The 17865-nt window shown below is 56.1% G+C and carries 16 protein-coding genes and 1 riboswitch; of the genes, 5 read left to right on the forward strand and 11 right to left on the reverse strand.

Features of this window, described 5'->3' with window-relative positions:
* Positions 1-2: 2 nt before the first annotated feature.
* From RMS95_RS09110 to RMS95_RS09140, 7 genes are read right to left on the reverse strand one after another with little or no spacing between them, the layout of a single operon-like run.
* Positions 3-1472, reverse strand: a complete 1470-nt coding sequence (locus tag RMS95_RS09110) for a cobyric acid synthase (protein WP_310645486.1) — start codon at positions 1470-1472, stop codon at positions 3-5.
* Between the two features lie 24 nt (positions 1473-1496).
* Positions 1497-2066, reverse strand: coding sequence for a cob(I)yrinic acid a,c-diamide adenosyltransferase (gene cobO, locus RMS95_RS09115; RefSeq protein WP_310645487.1), 570 nt, complete (start codon positions 2064-2066; stop codon positions 1497-1499).
* A 15-nt stretch (positions 2067-2081) separates the two neighbouring features.
* Complete coding sequence (locus RMS95_RS09120) at positions 2082-2855, reverse strand: ABC transporter ATP-binding protein (protein WP_310645489.1); 774 nt, start codon at positions 2853-2855, stop codon at positions 2082-2084.
* Positions 2852-3865, reverse strand: a complete 1014-nt coding sequence (locus RMS95_RS09125) for a FecCD family ABC transporter permease (RefSeq protein WP_405023376.1) — start codon at positions 3863-3865, stop codon at positions 2852-2854. Before RMS95_RS09125 ends, RMS95_RS09120 begins: the two co-directional genes overlap by 4 nt.
* Positions 3862-4764, reverse strand: coding sequence for a helical backbone metal receptor (locus RMS95_RS09130; RefSeq protein WP_310645491.1), 903 nt, complete (start codon positions 4762-4764; stop codon positions 3862-3864). The genes RMS95_RS09125 and RMS95_RS09130 overlap by 4 nt, the downstream gene beginning before the upstream one ends.
* Positions 4757-5560 carry an ABC transporter substrate-binding protein gene (locus RMS95_RS09135; protein ID WP_310645493.1) on the reverse strand — a complete coding sequence of 268 codons (804 nt, stop codon included), beginning with the start codon at positions 5558-5560 and terminating at the stop codon, positions 4757-4759. The genes RMS95_RS09130 and RMS95_RS09135 overlap by 8 nt, the downstream gene beginning before the upstream one ends.
* Before the next feature lie 5 nt (positions 5561-5565).
* Positions 5566-7332, reverse strand: a complete 1767-nt coding sequence (locus tag RMS95_RS09140; protein WP_310645494.1) for a TonB-dependent receptor domain-containing protein — start codon at positions 7330-7332, stop codon at positions 5566-5568.
* 215 nt (positions 7333-7547) lie between these two features.
* Positions 7548-7791: riboswitch (cobalamin riboswitch) on the reverse strand.
* Between the two features lie 35 nt (positions 7792-7826).
* On the opposite strand from RMS95_RS09140, the gene RMS95_RS09145 reads away from it, so the two are divergent.
* The 3 genes from RMS95_RS09145 (at position 7827) to RMS95_RS09155 (ending at position 9392) form a co-directional block, all read left to right on the forward strand.
* Positions 7827-8048 carry a DUF904 domain-containing protein gene (locus RMS95_RS09145; protein ID WP_310645496.1) on the forward strand — a complete coding sequence of 74 codons (222 nt, stop codon included), beginning with the start codon at positions 7827-7829 and terminating at the stop codon, positions 8046-8048.
* Entirely contained in the window at positions 8045-8350 is a 306-nt protein-coding gene (locus RMS95_RS09150) for a cell division protein ZapA (RefSeq protein ID WP_310645498.1), read from the forward strand. The genes RMS95_RS09145 and RMS95_RS09150 overlap by 4 nt, the downstream gene beginning before the upstream one ends.
* A gap of 226 nt (positions 8351-8576) precedes the next feature.
* Positions 8577-9392, forward strand: coding sequence for a sulfite exporter TauE/SafE family protein (locus RMS95_RS09155; protein ID WP_310645500.1), 816 nt, complete (start codon positions 8577-8579; stop codon positions 9390-9392).
* Positions 9393-9431: 39 nt separating this feature from the next.
* On the opposite strand, the gene RMS95_RS09160 is transcribed toward RMS95_RS09155, so the two are convergent.
* The gene (locus RMS95_RS09160) at positions 9432-10409 is read right to left on the reverse strand and encodes a tripartite tricarboxylate transporter substrate binding protein (protein WP_310645502.1); all 978 of its coding nucleotides are present in this window, start codon (positions 10407-10409) and stop codon (positions 9432-9434) included.
* 16 nt (positions 10410-10425) lie between these two features.
* Positions 10426-11640 (reverse strand): aminotransferase class V-fold PLP-dependent enzyme, encoded by a 1215-nt coding sequence (locus RMS95_RS09165; protein ID WP_310645503.1) that lies wholly within the window; start codon positions 11638-11640, stop codon positions 10426-10428.
* Between the two features lie 126 nt (positions 11641-11766).
* Here RMS95_RS09165 and RMS95_RS09170 point away from each other — a divergent pair, with 126 nt between their 5' ends.
* Positions 11767-12474, forward strand: a complete 708-nt coding sequence (locus RMS95_RS09170; RefSeq protein WP_310645505.1) for a GntR family transcriptional regulator — start codon at positions 11767-11769, stop codon at positions 12472-12474.
* A gap of 2 nt (positions 12475-12476) precedes the next feature.
* Positions 12477-15548 (forward strand): FAD-linked oxidase C-terminal domain-containing protein, encoded by a 3072-nt coding sequence (locus tag RMS95_RS09175; RefSeq protein WP_310645506.1) that lies wholly within the window; start codon positions 12477-12479, stop codon positions 15546-15548.
* A 9-nt stretch (positions 15549-15557) separates the two neighbouring features.
* Here RMS95_RS09175 and RMS95_RS09180 read toward each other — a convergent pair whose 3' ends face one another.
* Both RMS95_RS09180 and hemN read right to left on the reverse strand, forming a co-directional pair.
* A complete protein-coding gene (locus tag RMS95_RS09180) occupies positions 15558-16286 on the reverse strand; it encodes a sulfite exporter TauE/SafE family protein (protein WP_310645507.1) in 729 nt (242 codons plus the stop codon).
* A complete protein-coding gene (hemN, locus tag RMS95_RS09185; protein WP_310645508.1) occupies positions 16286-17704 on the reverse strand; it encodes an oxygen-independent coproporphyrinogen III oxidase in 1419 nt (472 codons plus the stop codon). Before hemN ends, RMS95_RS09180 begins: the two co-directional genes overlap by 1 nt.
* Between the last annotated feature and the right edge of the window lie 161 nt (positions 17705-17865).

Raw genomic sequence — 17865 nt, forward strand, 5'->3', positions numbered from 1 at the left:
GCTCAAGCCACCAAGTCTTGCAACACCTCGCGAGCCACGTGCTGATCCAAGTAATCCGCCAAACCTTCAAACACTGTTTCTAGTGTGGGGGTTTGTGCGCCAAACAAAGCGTGCAACACCGCAGGATCGTCAAACAAACCATGCAGGTACGAGCCCATGACGTTGCCCGCCTCGTTTTGCCACGTCAAACCAGGCATCGCCTCGTGAGGCACCACGCCTGCGGCAGCCATCGCCGCATGCGCCTGCGTTTGCCCGTGATGAATTTCATAGCCACGCACGGACACTCCCGACAAGGCAGACCACACGCCTCTGACCTGCACAAATCGCGCATCGGTGCGCAACACGGTTTTGTCTTCAGCAAACACCGTCACCAGTGGCAACAGCCCCAAGCCGGGTGCATTGCCATCAATGCCGAGTGTGTCAATCAAGGCTTCTCCCAACATTTGCAAGCCGCCACAAATGCCCAACACAGCCCCGCCACGCTGTGCGTGTTCAGCCACGGCAGCGTCTAAGCCTTGGGCACGTAACCACGCCAAATCGCTGCTGGTGTGTTTGGAGCCGGGCAAGATGACCCAGTCGGTCGCAGCGTTCAAACCCGCCAAATCGGCAGGGCTTCGTGCCCACAGAAGACGTAAGCCTGGCACATTTTTGAGAGGTTGAAACTCATCGAGGTTGCTGATGCGCGGATAGGCGATGACGGCCACCGTGCGGGTGACCACCCCTGTCGCAAGGCTGCGGTCATCAAACACGCCGTCCTCTTCGGGCAAACCGTGCTGCCACCACATCGGCAACACCGCCACCGTGGGCACACCGGTGAGCGCTTGCAGCATCTCGGGGGCAGGCGCCAACAACGACGCGTCTCCGCGAAACTTGTTGAGTACAAAGCCGCTGATGCGCGCTTGGTCTTCCGGCGGCAACAAAGCCCAAGTGCCGTACAAATGGGCAAAGGCACCCCCTTTGTCAATGTCGGTCACCAACAAGCAGCGCGCACCGGCATGACGGGCTACGCGCAGGTTGACGATGTCGTTGGCCATGAGGTTGATCTCGGCGGGCGAGCCTGCGCCCTCGATCACCACCACGTCGTTCTCGGCACGCAAAGCGTCGAGCGATGCGGCGATGTGTGGCCATACTTTTTCACTGCGACCGCGCCATGGCGTGTGGGTGAGCGCATGGTTGACCTCACCGAGCAACACCACTTGGCTGTGGGTGTCGGCTTCGGGCTTGAGCAGCAAAGGGTTCATGCGCACATCGGGCTCAACGTTGGCGGCCAAGGCCTGAAAGTATTGGGCAGCCCCCACCTCGCCCAAGCCATTGGGCGAGGCCACGACGCGGGCGTTGTTGCTCATGTTCTGCGCTTTGAAGGGTGCAACTTTCAAGCCTTGACGTGCGTACCAGCGGCACAGTGCCGTGGTCAACCAACTCTTACCTGCCCCACTGGAGGTGCCCAACACCATCACACACTTGGCCGTCATGGCGAACTCCTGTTTGTATTGAATTTAGTCTTCAATGCCGCGTTGCGCCGGAACGCCTGCATTGAAGGCGTGTTTGATTTTGGTCATCTCGGTCACGGTGTCGGCCAGCGCGATCAGCTCTGGTGGGCAACGCCTGCCCGTCATGCACACATGCACGTCTTTGGGACGTTGGCTCAAGGTGGTCAGCACATCGTCCAAAGGCAACCAACCGTAAATGAGTGGGTAGGTCATTTCATCCAACACCACCAAGAAATACGCGCCGCTCAAAATAGCAGCCTTGGCTTTTTGCCAGCCATCACGCGCGAGCTGCGCCGAATGATCGAGGTCTTTGCTTTTCCAGCTGAACCCATCACCCAAACCTTCCACCGAAATACCGAGTTGTTCAAACATGCGGTGCTCACCAAAGCGCGCGCTGGGCACTTTCATGAACTGGTAAATCTTCACCGCTTTGCCGCGTCCATGTGCACGCAAAGCCAAACCAAACGCTGCCGTACTTTTGCCTTTGCCATCCCCCGTGTTGACAATGAGCAAGCCACGGCGCTCAGCCTGCGGGGTGACACGCATGTAGTTGACTGGCGGTTGTTCAATGTCCATAGATTGACGCCCGAACTAGAGCTTAGGGACAGCCACCCATTGGCCATCCAACGCATGAATGGCAATGCGTTTGTCGAACACAGCTTCAACCGCACGGTGTGTGACGGCATCGGCACATGGGCCTTGGTGCACAACACGGCCCGCTTGCATGACCACCAGGTCGTCAGCATGCAAAGCCATACCCACCTCGTGCAGCACGCTCACGACCGTGGTGTTTTGCGAAGTGAGGCAGCGCACCTGCTCTAGCCAATCCACTTGATGCGGGGGGTCGAGGTTGGCCAAGGGTTCGTCCATCAACATGACTTGCGCTTGCACGGCCATGGCGCGGGCCAACAGCACGCGTTGGCGCTCACCGCCTGAGAGCTGCCCCAACGAACGCTCGCGCCAATCCCAAGCACCTGTGGCTTGCAAGGCCGTCTCGACAACCGCATGATCTTTGACGCTGGGGGCAGCCAGCCAGTCTTGATGCGGGATGCGCCCAAGCATGACCACATCCCACACACGCAAGTCGTCTGACGCCGATTCGTTTTGGCCCAACCAAGACAGCTGCTGCGCCCGCTGCTTGCGATCCATCGCCACCAAGGCTTGATCAAACAAAAAGATGCGGCCAGTGACAGGCAGCAATCCTGCCATCGTTTTCAGCAAGGTGGATTTACCCGCGCCATTGGGCCCCACGACGCTGGTCCAACGCCCCGCGGTAAACGACAGATCTATGCCGTGCAACACCTCGTGCCCTCCAAGAGACACATGCACATCACTCAAGCGCAAAGCGACGGACGTTGCACTCATGGCGCGGCCCTCGATGTTTGGCTGCGGTACATGAGCCACAGCAAATACCCGCCGCCGAGCACCGCGGTCAACACGCCCACAGGCATCTCTTGTGGCGACAGCAGCAGGCGAGCCAGCAAATCTGCCGCCAACAACAAAACGCCCCCCATCAAGGCCGACAACAACACGATCCAGTTGTGTTGGGTCTTCACCACCGAGCGCACCAAGTGCGGCGCCGCCAAGCCCACGAACGCGACCAAGCCCGTTTGTGCCACAGCCGTGCCCGTCGCCAGCGCCAACACACACACCAGCGCCACACGCACGGGAACAAGCGGTAGCCCCAAGCTCAAGGCTGTGGATTCACCCAAACTCAAGGCATCGAGCACACGGCTCAAAGCAAAGGCCAACACCAAGCAAACCAGCAACACACCAAGCATCAGCACACATGCGTTCCAGCCGATGAAGCTGGTGGAGCCCAACAAAAAGCCCTGCATGCCTTGCAACACATCGGGACGCATGAGGGTGATCAACGAAGCCACCGCACCGAACACCACCCCCACAATCACGCCAGCCAACAACAAGCGCAAGGTGTGCTGCACACCACGTGCCAGCACCAACGTGAGTAACACCGCCAAGACCGCGCCCACAAACGCGGCGCCTGTCAAACCCAATCGCACCAAAAACTCAGCCGCAAACGGATTGCCACCAAACAGCGCAAGAGCAACGGCCACCCCCAGCGATGCACCCGATGCACTCCCTAATAAATAAGGGTCGGCCAACGGGTTACGAAACAAGCCCTGCGCCAACGCCCCCGCCAACCCCAGCAACGCGCCAGCAGCGCAAGCGCCCACGCTACGCGGCAAACGGATGTCCCACACAATGTGCCAAGCGGTGTCGTCGTGCAAAGCGCTGAACCAACTTTCGATGCCGGTACTGCCCACAGCACTGCCCAGCGCAATGCCCAAGGCACACAACATCAAAAGGCCCAACGCCACGACTCGCGCAGAGCAACGTGCGCCTTGGTACGTCATGGCGCACCTTTGGCTTTTTGGGTTTCAGCTTTCTCAGTCAAGCACTTGGCCATCAAACGTGCGGCCTCGGCCATGCGCGGACCTGCGCGCACCAACACATCTGACTCTTCAGATTTGAAATGGCACACACGTTGCGTGCGCATAGCCTGCATGTTTTGCCAACCCGGCCGTGTGGCCATGTCGGCAAAATTGCTATCGCCCACCATGATGATGTCAGGCTGGGCGCGCACCACAAACTCAGGGTTGATTTTTGGAAAAGGACCGAGCGATGCAGGCAAGATGTTGCGTGCTCCCAAGCGCTGCAACGTCTCGCCAATGAACGACGACTCGCTGGCGCCATACGGAGCGCGGCTGACTTCAAAGTACACGCGCTGCCCTTTGGCTTGCGAGGGAATAGATTGGGCAGCGGCATTGACTGCGGCGTCGATGTGACGCCAAACACGATCCCTCTCTTGCACGGGAACATCCAGCGCTTGGGCGACGATGCGCATCACGCGCTGCACATCGGCATGCGAGCGTGGCTCTAAAGCGAGCACCGTCAGGCCCAAAGCAGCAAAGCGCTCAGCACCTCGCGCAGAGGTGGCCATCAGCACCAAGTCTGGTTTGGCCGCCACCACACTCTCAATATTGGGGTCGATACCACCGCCCATGCGCGGCAACTTAGCAAGACTCTCAGGCCAATTGGAATAACGATCCACACCCACCAGTTTTTGGCATTGCCCCAAAGCACACACTGTTTCGGTGAGCGAGGGCAACAGGCTGACAATTCGTTGCGGAGGTTGGGTGATGGTCACCTCCACTTGACGGTCATCGCGCAACACGACGGCTTGGGCGATGGCGCTGAAGCCCAAGACTGCGTGCAACGCAACCCGACAAAGCACGCTGATGCGTTTAAGCATGCGTCGCCTCCCACTGCTGAATGATGCGGTGTAGTTGCGCCAAACCATCGGTCAAGGCCGCAGGGCCCGGTTGCAAGATGTCAGCAGATTTGATTTCAAAAATTTGGTGCGTCCGCACAGCAGGCACGTCTTGCCAGCCTTCACGGACCGCTACTTTCTCGGGGCGAAACTTCTTGCCGCACAGCGAACCAATGATGATGTCAGGCGCACGCTCAACGATGGTTTGTCCGCTCGCAATGATTCGGTCTTTGCCCATGGGCATTTGCGCTAACTCTGGAAAACAGTCATCGCCGCCAGCAATGCCGATCAACTCAGACACCCAACGGATACAGCTGATGTGGGGTTCGTCCCACTCCTCAAAATACACCTTGGGTCTGCGCTTGAATGTGGCTGCCGTTCTTTGAATAGCCTCTAACTGTGCGCGCATGCCTTGCAAGCGCTGCAGCCCCTGCTCGGCTTGACCAACCATCGCCGCGACTTGGTACAACATCGCACATATCTCGTCGACACTGCGCTGGTTAAACACCGTCACCTGCACACCTGCACGGATGAGCAAGGCTGCAATGTCTGCTTGCAAATCAGAAAAACCAAACACGCAATCGGGCTTGAGCGCCAAGATTTTGTCAATCTTGGCGCTCAAGAACGCACTGACTTTGGGCTTTTCATCACGCGCACGACGCGGGCGCACGGTGTAACCCGAGATGCCCACAATGCGCGCCTCTTCCCCCAGCAGATACAGCCACTCCGTCGTTTCCTCGGTGAGGCAGACGATGCGTTGGGGAAGAAGATCAAGCATTCAAGTTACTTGGGTTGGTATTGCAAGGTGGCGAAGATGCCGCGGCCTGGGGTGTTGTAGCCATAGGCCAATTGATACTGACGATCAAAGGCATTTTCTAACTTCACACGCGCGGTCCATTCGTTGTCGATCTTACGGCTGGCATAGAAAGACCAAAGCGCGTAACCACTCAAAGTCACAGGCTCAGCGGGATAAGGTGAGTAATTAAAGTCACTGCGAGCGCCCGACGTATAAACCTTGGCGCCAACGTCATATGCCCCCAGCGGACGCGAAATATCCACGGAGCCATAGTGACGAGCGCGTCGTGTCAATGCGGTTTGCTCACTGACGTTCCATGGGTCTTGCGCAACAAGAGATGCCTTCACACTATGCCCGCGCCAGTTTGCACGCAAGGTTGCCTCCAAACCTTTGTTTTTGAGCTCCCCCACATTCACATAAGAAAAGTTTTGATAAACGATCGCATCCGTGGTTGAGGTTTCGAAGTAAACCAACTTAGCCAATGCTTGATCTGATTTGTAGGCAACACCTGCTTCACGCGCAACATGTGTTTCAGGCGTGAGCGATGCGTTTTTATAAGTCTCATAGGCTGTTGGTGCTCGAAAAGCCGACGACACCGTAGAAGTCAAACGCCAATCAGCGTTGAGCTGGTAGCCAAGTCCCAACAAGCCTGTCGACGACTTGGTGTTGTTGGACTTTGAAACGCTAGAGGCTGTTCGGTCTACATCCACATCGTCATGTCGCAAATTCATTTGTACGGTGAATTTATCCAACGTGCTGGTTAGCCCTGCGAAATAACCCAAAGTTTCACGACCAGAGGTGTAGCTGTTTTGTTGTGAAAATTTTTCACTCAACTTATCAATCCCGAAATGCGCCACTGTTTGATCGCTCAATTGGTAGGAGTTCGACCAACGCACAGCATTTTGACGCCCCTCATACTCACCATTGGGTGTGCTCGTGCCATAAACAGTGGTCAACGCACCATCCACATAATCGCGGTAATTAAAATTGGAATGTGACAAATCTAACGTACTGACCCACTGGTCGTTCACCACAAACTTCGCAAAACCACCTAGAGCATCGCTGCTGGTTTTAAATTGTTGGCGTGTGGTGTTGGTATACCAGTCAGAGTCGTAATCTGTGGCGGACGACTGCAATCTTGCACGCAGCCCGATTTTCAAATCAGCATTAATCTTCTTATCCACGCGACCAGAAACAAACTTGCTCGAGGCGCCATCTTTGGCAGGATTAATTCCCGAATTTTGTTGCGCGTTCATCGCAGAAAACCCATCCGTGTTTGTTTGTCCTGCGTTGACGTTAAAACCGTAATCATCCACACGACCGCCATAGCCGAGATCCAGCGAAGATGTGTTGCGCGAACCGTAAGTGATCGAACCATAGGCATTGGGCTTCACCGAGCCTTGGCGCGTTTGGATATTGATCACACCACCAATCGCAGACTCGCCATAGAGCGCGCCGGCGTTGCCACGCAATATTTCAATGCTCTCAATTTGAGCAAGCGGCAAATTGGTCGTTGTCAAGGCACCAGCACCATCGGTTTGTGCCCTGACACCATCGATCAAGATCACAACACTTTTGCTTTCTTGACCGCGCAAGAAAAACGAAGTCGTCGCACCAGGCCCACCTGTGCGGCCAAATTCAAAACCGGCTTCGCCCTGAATCAAGTCAGCCAGCGATCCCGCTTGGGACTTCTCAATGTCTTGGCGTGTGATCACCGACACGGAGGAAAGAACCTCCGACAAAGGCTGCTCCATGCGTGAAGCAGAAATGACCACCGGATTAATTTCAATGCCTTGTGCCTGAACGCTAGCCGCGACAGCCAAAGACACAACAGAAAGCACAGGCGCAGAAAAACGCGCGAGTTCACGCGCACGCAGACGAATAGATTTATTCATGATTTAAATACCAACTTTTTTGCTCTCACCGCCTTCCCCGACAGTGCTTGAGCGTTCAAGCAGCACGTTTTTAGACGCACTGCCACCTTGTTGGCCGGTATCCGGGCTGGCGGAGACTACCTCTGTCGCCTTCCCAAACGCTTGTTCAAGGCGCTCAGTGGCTTGTGTGACAGAAGCGGAGCCAAAGGGCTCGTCCGCTTGACCGTTGCGGGGGCAGCGCAGGTTGGGTGTTGTCGAGCGAGCGACGCGACCTTCCTGCTTCCCGTTGAACTGCAGCATGTGAACCACGCTGCGAGCACCAACAGCTGAAATTTTAGCGGCTAACCTTTCAGCCACCTTAAAATGTCTCTGCCATGCCAAACACACACCTGATCGATCAAATTGCCGAACGCGTGGAGCGTTTGCTGTTGCGTCACGAAGAACTGATGCGCACCAACGCTTTGCTGAGTGCACAAGTGCAAGAACTCACGCACGAGCGCGATCTGATGAAGTCGCGTTTGAGCGCCGCGCGTCATCGGATTGATGCATTGATTGAACGCCTGCCACAAAGTACGGCAGTGAAGGACAAAGCATGAAACAGATTGAAGTTCAAATCATGGGTCAAGGCTATGTGTTGGGCTGCCCTGAGGGTGGCGAAACACGCTTGGGGCAAGCGGTGGGCAAAGTTGACGAGGCCATGTGCAAAATTCGCGATGCCGGAAAAATCAAAGCGCGTGACCGTATTGCTGTACTCGCCGCACTGAATTTGGCGTTTGACTTGACCGACCGCCCCACTTCGGTGCCAACCGAAGGCGATCACAGTGCATCGACATCACAATTGCTGACGCTCTTGAAGCGGCTCGACAACGTGCTCGCAAGCGACAACCAATTGCTCTAAAGCAGGCCTACAATGGTTTGGTCTGCAAGTCCTTGGGGCTTTATATTTCCTTGAACCAATGCTCATATGAGCCCGGGCTTGGAACATCGTTTGATGAGCGTGATCGTCTCGCGTCAGATGAACCCAACGTCAAACTGACCTCGCCCACCTGAACCCCCGGTTCAGGATGACGGCCCCGAGGCCCTTGCAGACACCTTCTTTTTATGTCTTAAGGCTTCGCCCTCTCATGGACCTCCAACCCCAACTGATTTTTGAACTCGCCGCGTTAGGCATTTGCACAGGTTTTCTGGCTGGTTTATTGGGCATCGGTGGTGGCATGGTGATGGTGCCATTCATCACCATCATGTTGTCCCAACGCGGCGTTGACGCCAACTTGGCCGTCAAGATGGCCATCGCCACCTCGATGGCCACCATCATCTTCACCTCTATCTCTAGCGTGCGCGCCCACCACAAACGTGGCGCCGTGCGTTGGGATTTGGTCAAAGGTTTGGCACCCGGCATCGTCTTGGGCAGCATGATTGGCAGCTTGGGCGTGTTCGCGATTCTCAAAGGCTCTTACCTAGCCACGTTCTTTGGCTTGTTTGTTGGCTTTTCAGCGACACAAATGTTTCTAGACAAAAAACCTGCACCAACGCGCCAAGTCCCCGGTCCTGCGGGCTTGGCCGGTGCAGGCGGTGCGATTGGATTTTTGTCAGGTTTGGTCGGCGCGGGTGGCGGCTTTATCAGCGTGCCCTTCATGGCATGGTGCAACGTGGCGATTCACAATGCCGTAGCCACCAGCTCGGCACTGGGTTTCCCGATTGCGCTGGCCAACGTGCTGGGCTATGTGATCAGCGGTCGCTCGGTCGAGGGCTTGCCCGCTGACGCATTTGGCTACATTTGGGTGCCCGCATTGGTGGTGATCGCGTTGTGCAGCGTGTTCACGGCGCCCTTGGGCGCCAAAGCAGCACACAGCCTACCCGTCAAAAAACTCAAGCGTGTTTTTGCCATCGTCTTGTATTTGCTGGCGGCCTACATGCTTTACAAAGGCCTGTCGAGCTGAACGGCCAAGGCCCTGACTTAGGGCCTTGGCAAAAGATCATCAAGCGTCAACTTGTACTTTGGCGTCTTTGACCACTTTGGCCCATTTCTGAGTTTCGCTGCGGATAAATTCTGCAAAACGCTCAGGTGAACCACCGCCATCCTCGGCGCCATATTGGTCAAATTTCTCAATCACATCTGGCATGGCCATGACACGGTTCATGTCTTCGTTGATGCGTTTGACAAAAGCAGGGTTCATCTTGGCGGGCCCCACCAAACCGTACCACGTGGTGGCATCAAAGCCCACGAAACCTTGCTCTTCCATGGTGGGCACATTGGGATGGCCTTTGGCCCGTTTGGGTCGGGTTTGTGCCAGCGCGATCGCTTTGCCACTTTTGACATGCGGCGTGGCCGAGGTCATGGTCTCAAAACAGTATTGAACTTGCCCGCCGATCAAATCGGTCAACGCGGGTCCAGAACCTTTGTAGGGCACATGCAAAGCGTCAATACCCGCACGCAGTTTGAACATTTCTAGCGCGAGATGTTGTGCAGAGCCACCACCGGCAGAGGCAAAGCTGATTTGGCCAGGATTCTTTTTGCACAGCGCCACGAGATCTTTCACCGTTTTTGCAGGCTGTGCCTCATTACAAATGAGCAAGTTAGGCGTGACACCCACCAGACCAATCGGTGTGAAATCACGCTCCACGTTGTAGCCCAATTTGGGTTGCAAACTCGGGGCAATCGCATGGCTATTGATGTGTGCCATCAGCAAGGTGTTGCCATCTGCAGGTTGTTTAGACACGTAGTCTGCAGCGATCACACCCGCAGCGCCGCCTTTGTTATCGATGACGATGGTCACACCCCACATGGCTTGCAGCTTTTGCGCCAACACCCGCGCTAAAGCATCGGTGCCACCCCCAGGCGGGAAACCTACCACGATGCGAATGGGGCCGCTGGGCAAACTTTGCGCCTTGATCATGGGCGCAGCCAAAGTGGCAGCCGTGGCTGCGCTGGCTTGAAGTAGCGTTCTGCGTTTCATGCAATATCCTTTGAAGTTAGGGCTTGACCAAAGGCGGCACTGGATGTGCCGAGAAAAAGTCCATGGCGGCATGCACCCCCGAACCCGCCAGCTTCACACCGCTGAGTTTGAGGCCCATTTCGCAAGCGGAGAGTGCCGCAATCAAGGTCAAATCATTGCAATCGCCCAAATGGCCAATGCGAAACATGCGCCCTTTGACCTTGCCCAAACCTGTGCCCAGTGAGCAATCAAATCGCTCATAAATCACCTTGCGAACAGCATCTGCATCAATGCCTTCTGGCGTCATCACACCCGTCAAAATAGGCGAATACACCTTGGCATCGGCACATTGGATGGGCAAGCCCCAAGCGTTCACAGCAGAGCGCACGCCCTCACCCCAGCGCAGATGGCGCTTGAAGACCACATCTAAGCCTTGACCCAAAATCATGTCGCAGGCTTCGCTCAAGCCATACATCAAGTTGGTGTTGGGGGTGTAAGGGTAGTAGCCCGTTTTGTTGATCTCTAACATTTCGTCCCACGCCCAAAACGATTTGGGCAGGGTCGCCTGTTTGCTGGCTTCGATGGCTTTTGGCGACAAAGCGTTGAAGCTGATACCGGGTGGCAGCATCAAGCCTTTTTGCGATCCACTGACGGTCACGTCCACGCCCCATTCATCGTGGCGGTAGTCGGCAGAGGCCAAACCAGAAATGGTATCGACCAACAACAAAGCTGGATGTTTGGCGCTGTCGATGGCTCGACGCACGGCAGCGATGTCGCTGGTCACACCTGTGGAGGTCTCGTTATGGACCACGCACACAGCCTTGATGCTGTGCGCCGTATCAGCCTTGAGGCGTTGCTCAATCATGTCGGAGTTGACGCCGTGGCGCCAACCTTCGGCACCGGGCAACCCTAAAAACTCAGTTTTGATGCCCAAGCGCGTGGCCAGCTTGTGCCACAAGGACGCAAAGTGGCCGGTTTCAAACATCAACACATGGTCGCCGGCACTCAAGGTATTAACCAGTGCAGCTTCCCAAGCCCCTGTGCCTGAGGCTGGATAAATCATGACGGGGTGTTGTGTTTTGAAGATCTTTTGCATATCCGCCATCACCTTCAATCCGAGTGCGCCGAATTCGGGACCTCGGTGGTCGATGGTGGGCAAGCTCATGGCCCGCAAGATGCGGTCTGGCACGGGCGAAGGACCCGGAATTTGCAAGAAGTGACGACCCGTGGGATGAAAATCTAAATTCAGCATGAACACATATCTCCTGTTGTTTTGTCTATTTTTTGCATACAAAATTCATTTGTCAACTATCGATCACCCTAAATATCTTTAAATACAAGCATTGACCTCGGTATTTTTTGCATACAAAATATATCTATGACTGCAGAAATTTTGTCAATCCCACGCACGGCGCTTCACAACCAAGTCACCCACCGACTGCGCCAGATGCTGGTCGAAAACCTCATCCCGCCGGGTGCAAAGCTCAATGAGCGCGCCTTGTGCGAGCGCTTGAACATCTCGCGTACGCCCTTGCGTGAAGCCATCAAAGCCTTGGCGGCCGAGGGTTTGGTGGCGTTACTGCCCAATCGGGGCGCAGTCGCCGTAGCGCTCACACAAGCCGATGTGCGCCACACCTTTGAAGTGATGGCGGGTTTGGAAGGCCAATCGGGCATGCTGGCCGCCCAACGCATCACCGACGCGGAATTGACCGAAATTCGGGCCTTGCATTTAGAAATGATGGCCGCCCATGTGCGCCGCGATCTTTCAACGTATTACAGACTCAACGCCGCCATTCACAGCGCCATCAACGCAGCAGCCAAGAACCCTGTGCTGGCCGCGACCTATGACCAAGTCAACGCCCGTTTGCAAGCCTTGCGCTTTCGCTCCAACCAAGACGAAGACAAGTGGAACAGCGCCATGGCCGAACACACCCAAATGATTGAAGCACTGCAAGCCCGTGACGCCTTGGCGCTGCGTGATGTGCTGGTCCAACACTTAGAGCACAAACGCGATGTGGTCATCGCCCAACTGCTTGCAGCAGACATGAATGTCGACACAACCACCCAAAAACCACGCAAAGCCTGACCATGAACGCCCCACTCCCGCGCCACATCACCGACTCGCCTGCCACCACTTATGAACGCGTTGCCACGGTCAGCAACGAAATAGCAGGCAAGTTAGCCGCACGCCTGCGCGCAGAAACACAAGGCGATGTGCTGTTCTCAGCCGCCGATCGGGGTCGCTACGCCACCGACGCGTCGATCTACCAAGTCACACCTGTGGGCGTGTTTGTGCCACGCCATGCACACGAGGTGCCGATTGCCCTGGAAATTTGCCGCGACTTGGGCGTGCCCATCGTGCCGCGCGGCGGCGGCACCAGCCAATGCGGGCAAACAACAGGCGCTGGATTGGTGATTGACCACAGCAAACATGTGCGCCATATGATCCACCTCAACTTGGCAGAGCGCACCGTCGAAGTCGAACCGGGTATGGTGCTGGACCATTTGAATGCGCAACTCAAAGCCCATGGTTTGTGGTTTCCGGTCGATGTATCGACCAGCGCACAAGCCACCTTGGGCGGCATGGCTGGCAACAACTCGTGCGGTAGCCGTTCCATTGCCTACGGCAACATGGTTCACAACGTGGTGGGCGCCAACGCGTGGCTGAGCAACGGCGAGTTGCTGCAATTCGGCAGCTACGGCGCGAGCAACGGACGCGCCCAAGAAATTGGCAACTTTGTCAAACACTTGGCGCAAGGCTTGGCACCTGAACTCGAAGCGCACTGGCCCAAAGTGATGCGTCGCGTGGCAGGCTACAACCTCGATATTTTCAACAACCAAAACGAGCGCCCTTACACGAGCGACGGTTCCGTGAACTTGGCGCATTTGCTCATCGGCAGTGAGGGCACCTTGGGCCTGACCCAATCGCTGACCCTGAAGCTCAGCGACTTGCCGCAAGCCAAGGTCTTGGGCGTGGTGAACTTTGACAGCTTTTACAAAGCCATGGATGCGGCGCAGCACATCGTCAAATTGGGCGATGGCACGCTCACGGCGGTTGAGCTGGTAGACCGCACCATGATCGATCTGTCACTGCAAAACCCCGCCTTCGCCCCCACCATCCGAACCGCCTTGATTGGCGAGCCCGAAGCGGTCTTGTTGGTGGAGTTCGCAGGTGCGAACAAAGAAATGCTCAAGCCCAAAATGCGCCAATTGGTGGAACTGATGGGCGACTTGGGAATGCCAGGCAGCGTCGTGGAAATGATTGACGATGCACCGCAGAAAAACTTATGGGAAGTTCGCAAAGCCGGCCTCAACATCATGATGAGCCTGAAGGGTGACGGCAAGCCCGTGAGCTTCATCGAAGACTGCGCTGTGCCACTGACCAGCTTGGCTGAATACACAGACGAGCTGACCCAAGTGTTCAAACGCCATGGCACCAAAGGCACTTGGTACGCCCATGCCTCCGTCGGTACGCTGCATGTGCGCCCGATTTTGGACATGCGCCGCAATGGCGCAAGCAAGATGCGAGAAATTGCCGAAGAAGCCAGCGCTTTGGTACGCAAATACAAAGGCGCATACAGCGGCGAACACGGCGATGGTCTGTGTCGCGGTGAATGGATCGAATGGCAATTTGGCCCTCGTATCAACGAAGCGTTCACACAAATCAAGCAGCACTTAGACCCCTTGAATTTGCTGTCGCCGCAACGCATCGTCAATCCGCCCAAGATGGACGACACCTCGTTGATGCGTTTTGGCAATGACTACAAAATCATTCCGATTCAAACGGCGCTGGACTGGCGTGCTTGGGATGTGCAAAACGACCCCGCCACAGAACAAACCACAGCACCCGGTACCGGTGGGGACGCAGCGCAAGGTTTTGCCAAAGCCGTGGAGATGTGCAACAACAACGGCACTTGCCGCAAATTTGACGCAGGCACCATGTGCCCCAGCTACCGTGTCACCCGTGACGAAAAGCACCTCACGCGCGGCCGCGCCAACACCTTGCGCTTGGCACTTAGCGGTCAACTGGGCACCGATGGATTGAGCAACCCCGAACTGTTAGAGGCCATGGATTTGTGTGTCAGCTGCAAGGGCTGCAAGCGCGATTGCCCCACCGGCGTGGACATGGCGCGCATGAAAATCGAAACCCTTCACCAGTACAAAACGCGCCACGGTCACACCTTGAAAGACCGCTTGATTGCCTACTTGCCGCGCTATGCCCAACACGCAGCCCGTTGGTCTGGTTTACTGAATTTGCGCAACAAAATACCGCTGTTGGCCCAACTGGCCGAACGTTTCACAGGCTTGTCCTCACAACGCGATTGGCCCACTTGGCAACGCCAACATTTCTTTAACCAGGGCACGCAAGGTGTATCGCGCGAGGCGGTACTGAGCGCCAAGAAGCCCGTGGTGCTCTTTGTCGACACCTTCAATGGCTACTTTGAATCGGACAACGCCCATGCGGCGCTGCGCGTGATGCAAGCCGCGGGATACAGCGTGCATGTGGCCTCGAAAAACGAACGTGGGCATGGCGCCGACCAAGGTCATTTGTGCTGTGGTCGAACCTTTTTGGCCAGTGGCATGGTGGACAAAGCGCGGGAACATGCGCATGAGTTGATAAACACCCTGCTTCCTTTTGCCGAGCGGGGCATCGCCATCGTGGGGTTAGAGCCTTCTTGCTTGCTGACCTTGCGCGATGAAGCTTTGGTCTTGGGCTTGGGAGATAGCGCACACCAGGTCAGCGCACAGGCCGTGTTGTTTGAAGAGTTTCTGGCGCGCGAAGCCAAAGCCGGAGCCTTGGACACGTTGAAGCAACAACTCAAACCCACCCAACAAGCCATCTTGCTACACGGCCACTGCCATCAAAAAGCCTTTGGCTTGATGCCACCGGTGCTGGAGGTCATTCGACTGATCCCCGACGCAGCGCCCGAATTGATCAAAACCAGTTGCTGTGGCATGGCGGGTAGTTTTGGCTACGAGTCGTCGTACCTTGATGTGTCGATGCAGATGGCTGAATTGAGCTTGTTGCCTGCTGTGCGCGCCAAGCCCGATGCGATCGTGGTGGCCGACGGGACAAGTTGCCGCCACCAAATCAAAGATGGCACGGCGCGCGAAGCCATTCACGTGGCGAAGTTGTTGAGCGATCACCTCAAAAGCTAAGGCTGCGGCTTATTGCGGTACCAAGCACCATGGTGCTTGGTATTCCACCAAACCCATCCATAAGGCCCAACCGGAGCTGGCGGCCAACGCCAAGCCCGCCAAGCGCACGCCCCAAGCACCGCTGGATACGCCAGCAACACCCGAGGGCTTGAAACCGCGCATGCGCAACCACAACCAAGGGCCAGCCGTGAGCACCACGGCGCTGCCCAAGGCAAACAACGCCATCACACCGGCGCCCTCTAAAGGGCTATTGCTCAAAGCCGCCACCAACAGAGCACCGTAGAGCAAACCGCATGGCATCAGCGCCCACAAGAAACCCAAGATGACGGCACCGCCGTTGCGCAGTTTCAGATGCGCCGTCATGGCCTGCACACGTCGCCAAATGCTGCGCCCCATGCCATCCAGCCACACCGGCTGCTCTGCACGCCACAACAACAGCAAACCCACCAAAAATGCGAACAAGTGCAACAAAGTCCAGACCGGACGAAACACCGCGGATTGCGTGCTGAGCCACCCCACGCCTTGCATGGTGGAGGCGGCCACTGCGCCCAAGGTGCTGTATCCGACGATGCGCCCTAGTTGAAACAACAACATCGCAGATGTGCCTTGACCAGCCCCTTGCTTTTGCGCTGATCGACCAATGCCCGCACAAACAGAGCCACACATGGCCAAACAATGCGGACCGCCCGCCAGCCCCATTAGCAAAGCCGTGAGGGCTAAAGTTGAATTCATCACCATCAGATGATTTTAGAGAACCTCGCTCGGTTGCGGTCGGTTTGCAAATACTTATCAAAAACCATGGCAACGCCACGCACAAAAAACCAACCCAACTCCGTCACTTGGATGCCCGTTGAATCAACGGCGACCAGCCCTTGCGTCTGCATATGGGACAACGCCTCCAACTCCTGCGCAAAATATGGCTTGAATTCAATCAAATGCGCCAACTCAATGGACTCAAACAACACATGGCCTTGGCACATCAACGCCATGATCACCGACTGACGGACCAAATCATCGCGAGACATCGCCAAACCTCGCTCCACAGGCAAACGCCCTTGCTCCAGTAAGTCGTAATAAGCCTCTAGCGTTTTCACGTTTTGGCTGAAGGTGCTGCCCACACGGCCAATCGACGACACCCCCAACGCCAGCAAATCGCAATCGGGCTGCGTGCTGTAGCCTTGAAAGTTGCGGTGCAAGCGACCTTGACGCTTGGCAATCGCCAGCGCGTCGGTGGCCAATGCAAAGTGATCCATGCCCACATACACATAGCCCGCAGCCATCAACACACGCATGGCACTGGCCAACATCGCCAACTTAGATGTCGCAGGCGGTAAATCTTGGGCATGAATACGGCGTTGGGGCTTGAACCGCTCAGGCAAATGCGCATAAGCGTACAGAGCAATACGATCAGGCCGCAGCTTCACCACTTGAGCCAAAGTGCGCTCAAACGTTTCGGGGCTTTGCATGGGCAAGCCGTAAATCAAATCCACGTTGATGGACTCAAACCCCAGTTCACGGGAGGCCGCGACCAAGTCAAACACCTGCGCTGCAGGTTGAATGCGATGCACGGCTTTTTGCACAGCGGGCTCGAAGTCTTGCACGCCAAAACTCAAGCGATTAAAGCCCAGCTTGGCCAACAAACCCAAACGCTCAGGTGTCACCGTGCGCGGGTCGACCTCAATGGAGTATTCGCCCCCTGGTGTGAAGACGAAGTGGCGACGCAGCATGGCCATCAAATCCTGCAACTCGAGGTCACTCAAAAACGTGGGGCTGCCGCCACCGAGGTGCAATTGCGAAACGGTCTGACCGGTGCCCAAATGCGCAATATTGAGCTCGACCTCGCGTGTCAGATAGCGCAAATACTCTGCGCCACGCTCATGGTGCTTGGTGATGATTTTGTTGCACGCACAGTAATAGCAGAGGGACTCGCAAAATGGAATGTGCACATACAGAGACAAGGGGTACATCTTGGTGCCCACCCCCGCGCGTCGCTGTTCAAGCGTTTGCACATAGTCAACTTCACCAAAGGCCTCGACGAAACGATCTGCCGTGGGATACGAGGTGTAACGCGGCCCCGCCACGTCGTAACGCTGCAGCAATTCCGGACTGATCACAACTGGGGCAACTTCTGCGGATAACAAGCGTGAGGAAGACATAAGTTCACAATCATATTTAGACAAGGCGGATTCAAGGACGAAGTGCAACAAAGATGAACTGGTTATAGGTGGCTGAGGATGCGAGAGCATCATGGCCGCTTTAACCGCCAAATCGAAATTGCCCAATGTACAAGCACCTCAGCCGAGAAGAACGATACCAA

Origin of the sequence: Limnohabitans sp., from assembly GCF_031539175.1 — a bacterium.
In the GTDB taxonomy this organism is placed as follows: Bacteria; Pseudomonadota; Gammaproteobacteria; order Burkholderiales; family Burkholderiaceae_C; genus Limnohabitans.

Coding starts and splice junctions, on each gene's coding strand:
- RMS95_RS09110 (WP_310645486.1), bottom strand. CDS start 1,472: ATGACGGCCAAGTGTGTGATGGTGTTGGGCACCTCCAGTGGGGCAGGT.
- cobO (WP_310645487.1), bottom strand. CDS start 2,066: ATGGACATTGAACAACCGCCAGTCAACTACATGCGTGTCACCCCGCAG.
- RMS95_RS09120 (WP_310645489.1), bottom strand. CDS start 2,855: ATGAGTGCAACGTCCGTCGCTTTGCGCTTGAGTGATGTGCATGTGTCT.
- RMS95_RS09125 (WP_405023376.1), bottom strand. CDS start 3,865: ATGACGTACCAAGGCGCACGTTGCTCTGCGCGAGTCGTGGCGTTGGGC.
- RMS95_RS09130 (WP_310645491.1), bottom strand. CDS start 4,764: ATGCTTAAACGCATCAGCGTGCTTTGTCGGGTTGCGTTGCACGCAGTC.
- RMS95_RS09135 (WP_310645493.1), bottom strand. CDS start 5,560: ATGCTTGATCTTCTTCCCCAACGCATCGTCTGCCTCACCGAGGAAACG.
- RMS95_RS09140 (WP_310645494.1), bottom strand. CDS start 7,332: ATGGAGCAGCCTTTGTCGGAGGTTCTTTCCTCCGTGTCGGTGATCACA.
- RMS95_RS09145 (WP_310645496.1), top strand. CDS start 7,827: ATGCCAAACACACACCTGATCGATCAAATTGCCGAACGCGTGGAGCGT.
- RMS95_RS09150 (WP_310645498.1), top strand. CDS start 8,045: ATGAAACAGATTGAAGTTCAAATCATGGGTCAAGGCTATGTGTTGGGC.
- RMS95_RS09155 (WP_310645500.1), top strand. CDS start 8,577: ATGGACCTCCAACCCCAACTGATTTTTGAACTCGCCGCGTTAGGCATT.
- RMS95_RS09160 (WP_310645502.1), bottom strand. CDS start 10,409: ATGAAACGCAGAACGCTACTTCAAGCCAGCGCAGCCACGGCTGCCACT.
- RMS95_RS09165 (WP_310645503.1), bottom strand. CDS start 11,640: ATGCTGAATTTAGATTTTCATCCCACGGGTCGTCACTTCTTGCAAATT.
- RMS95_RS09170 (WP_310645505.1), top strand. CDS start 11,767: ATGACTGCAGAAATTTTGTCAATCCCACGCACGGCGCTTCACAACCAA.
- RMS95_RS09175 (WP_310645506.1), top strand. CDS start 12,477: ATGAACGCCCCACTCCCGCGCCACATCACCGACTCGCCTGCCACCACT.
- RMS95_RS09180 (WP_310645507.1), bottom strand. CDS start 16,286: ATGGTGATGAATTCAACTTTAGCCCTCACGGCTTTGCTAATGGGGCTG.
- hemN (WP_310645508.1), bottom strand. CDS start 17,704: ATGTCTTCCTCACGCTTGTTATCCGCAGAAGTTGCCCCAGTTGTGATC.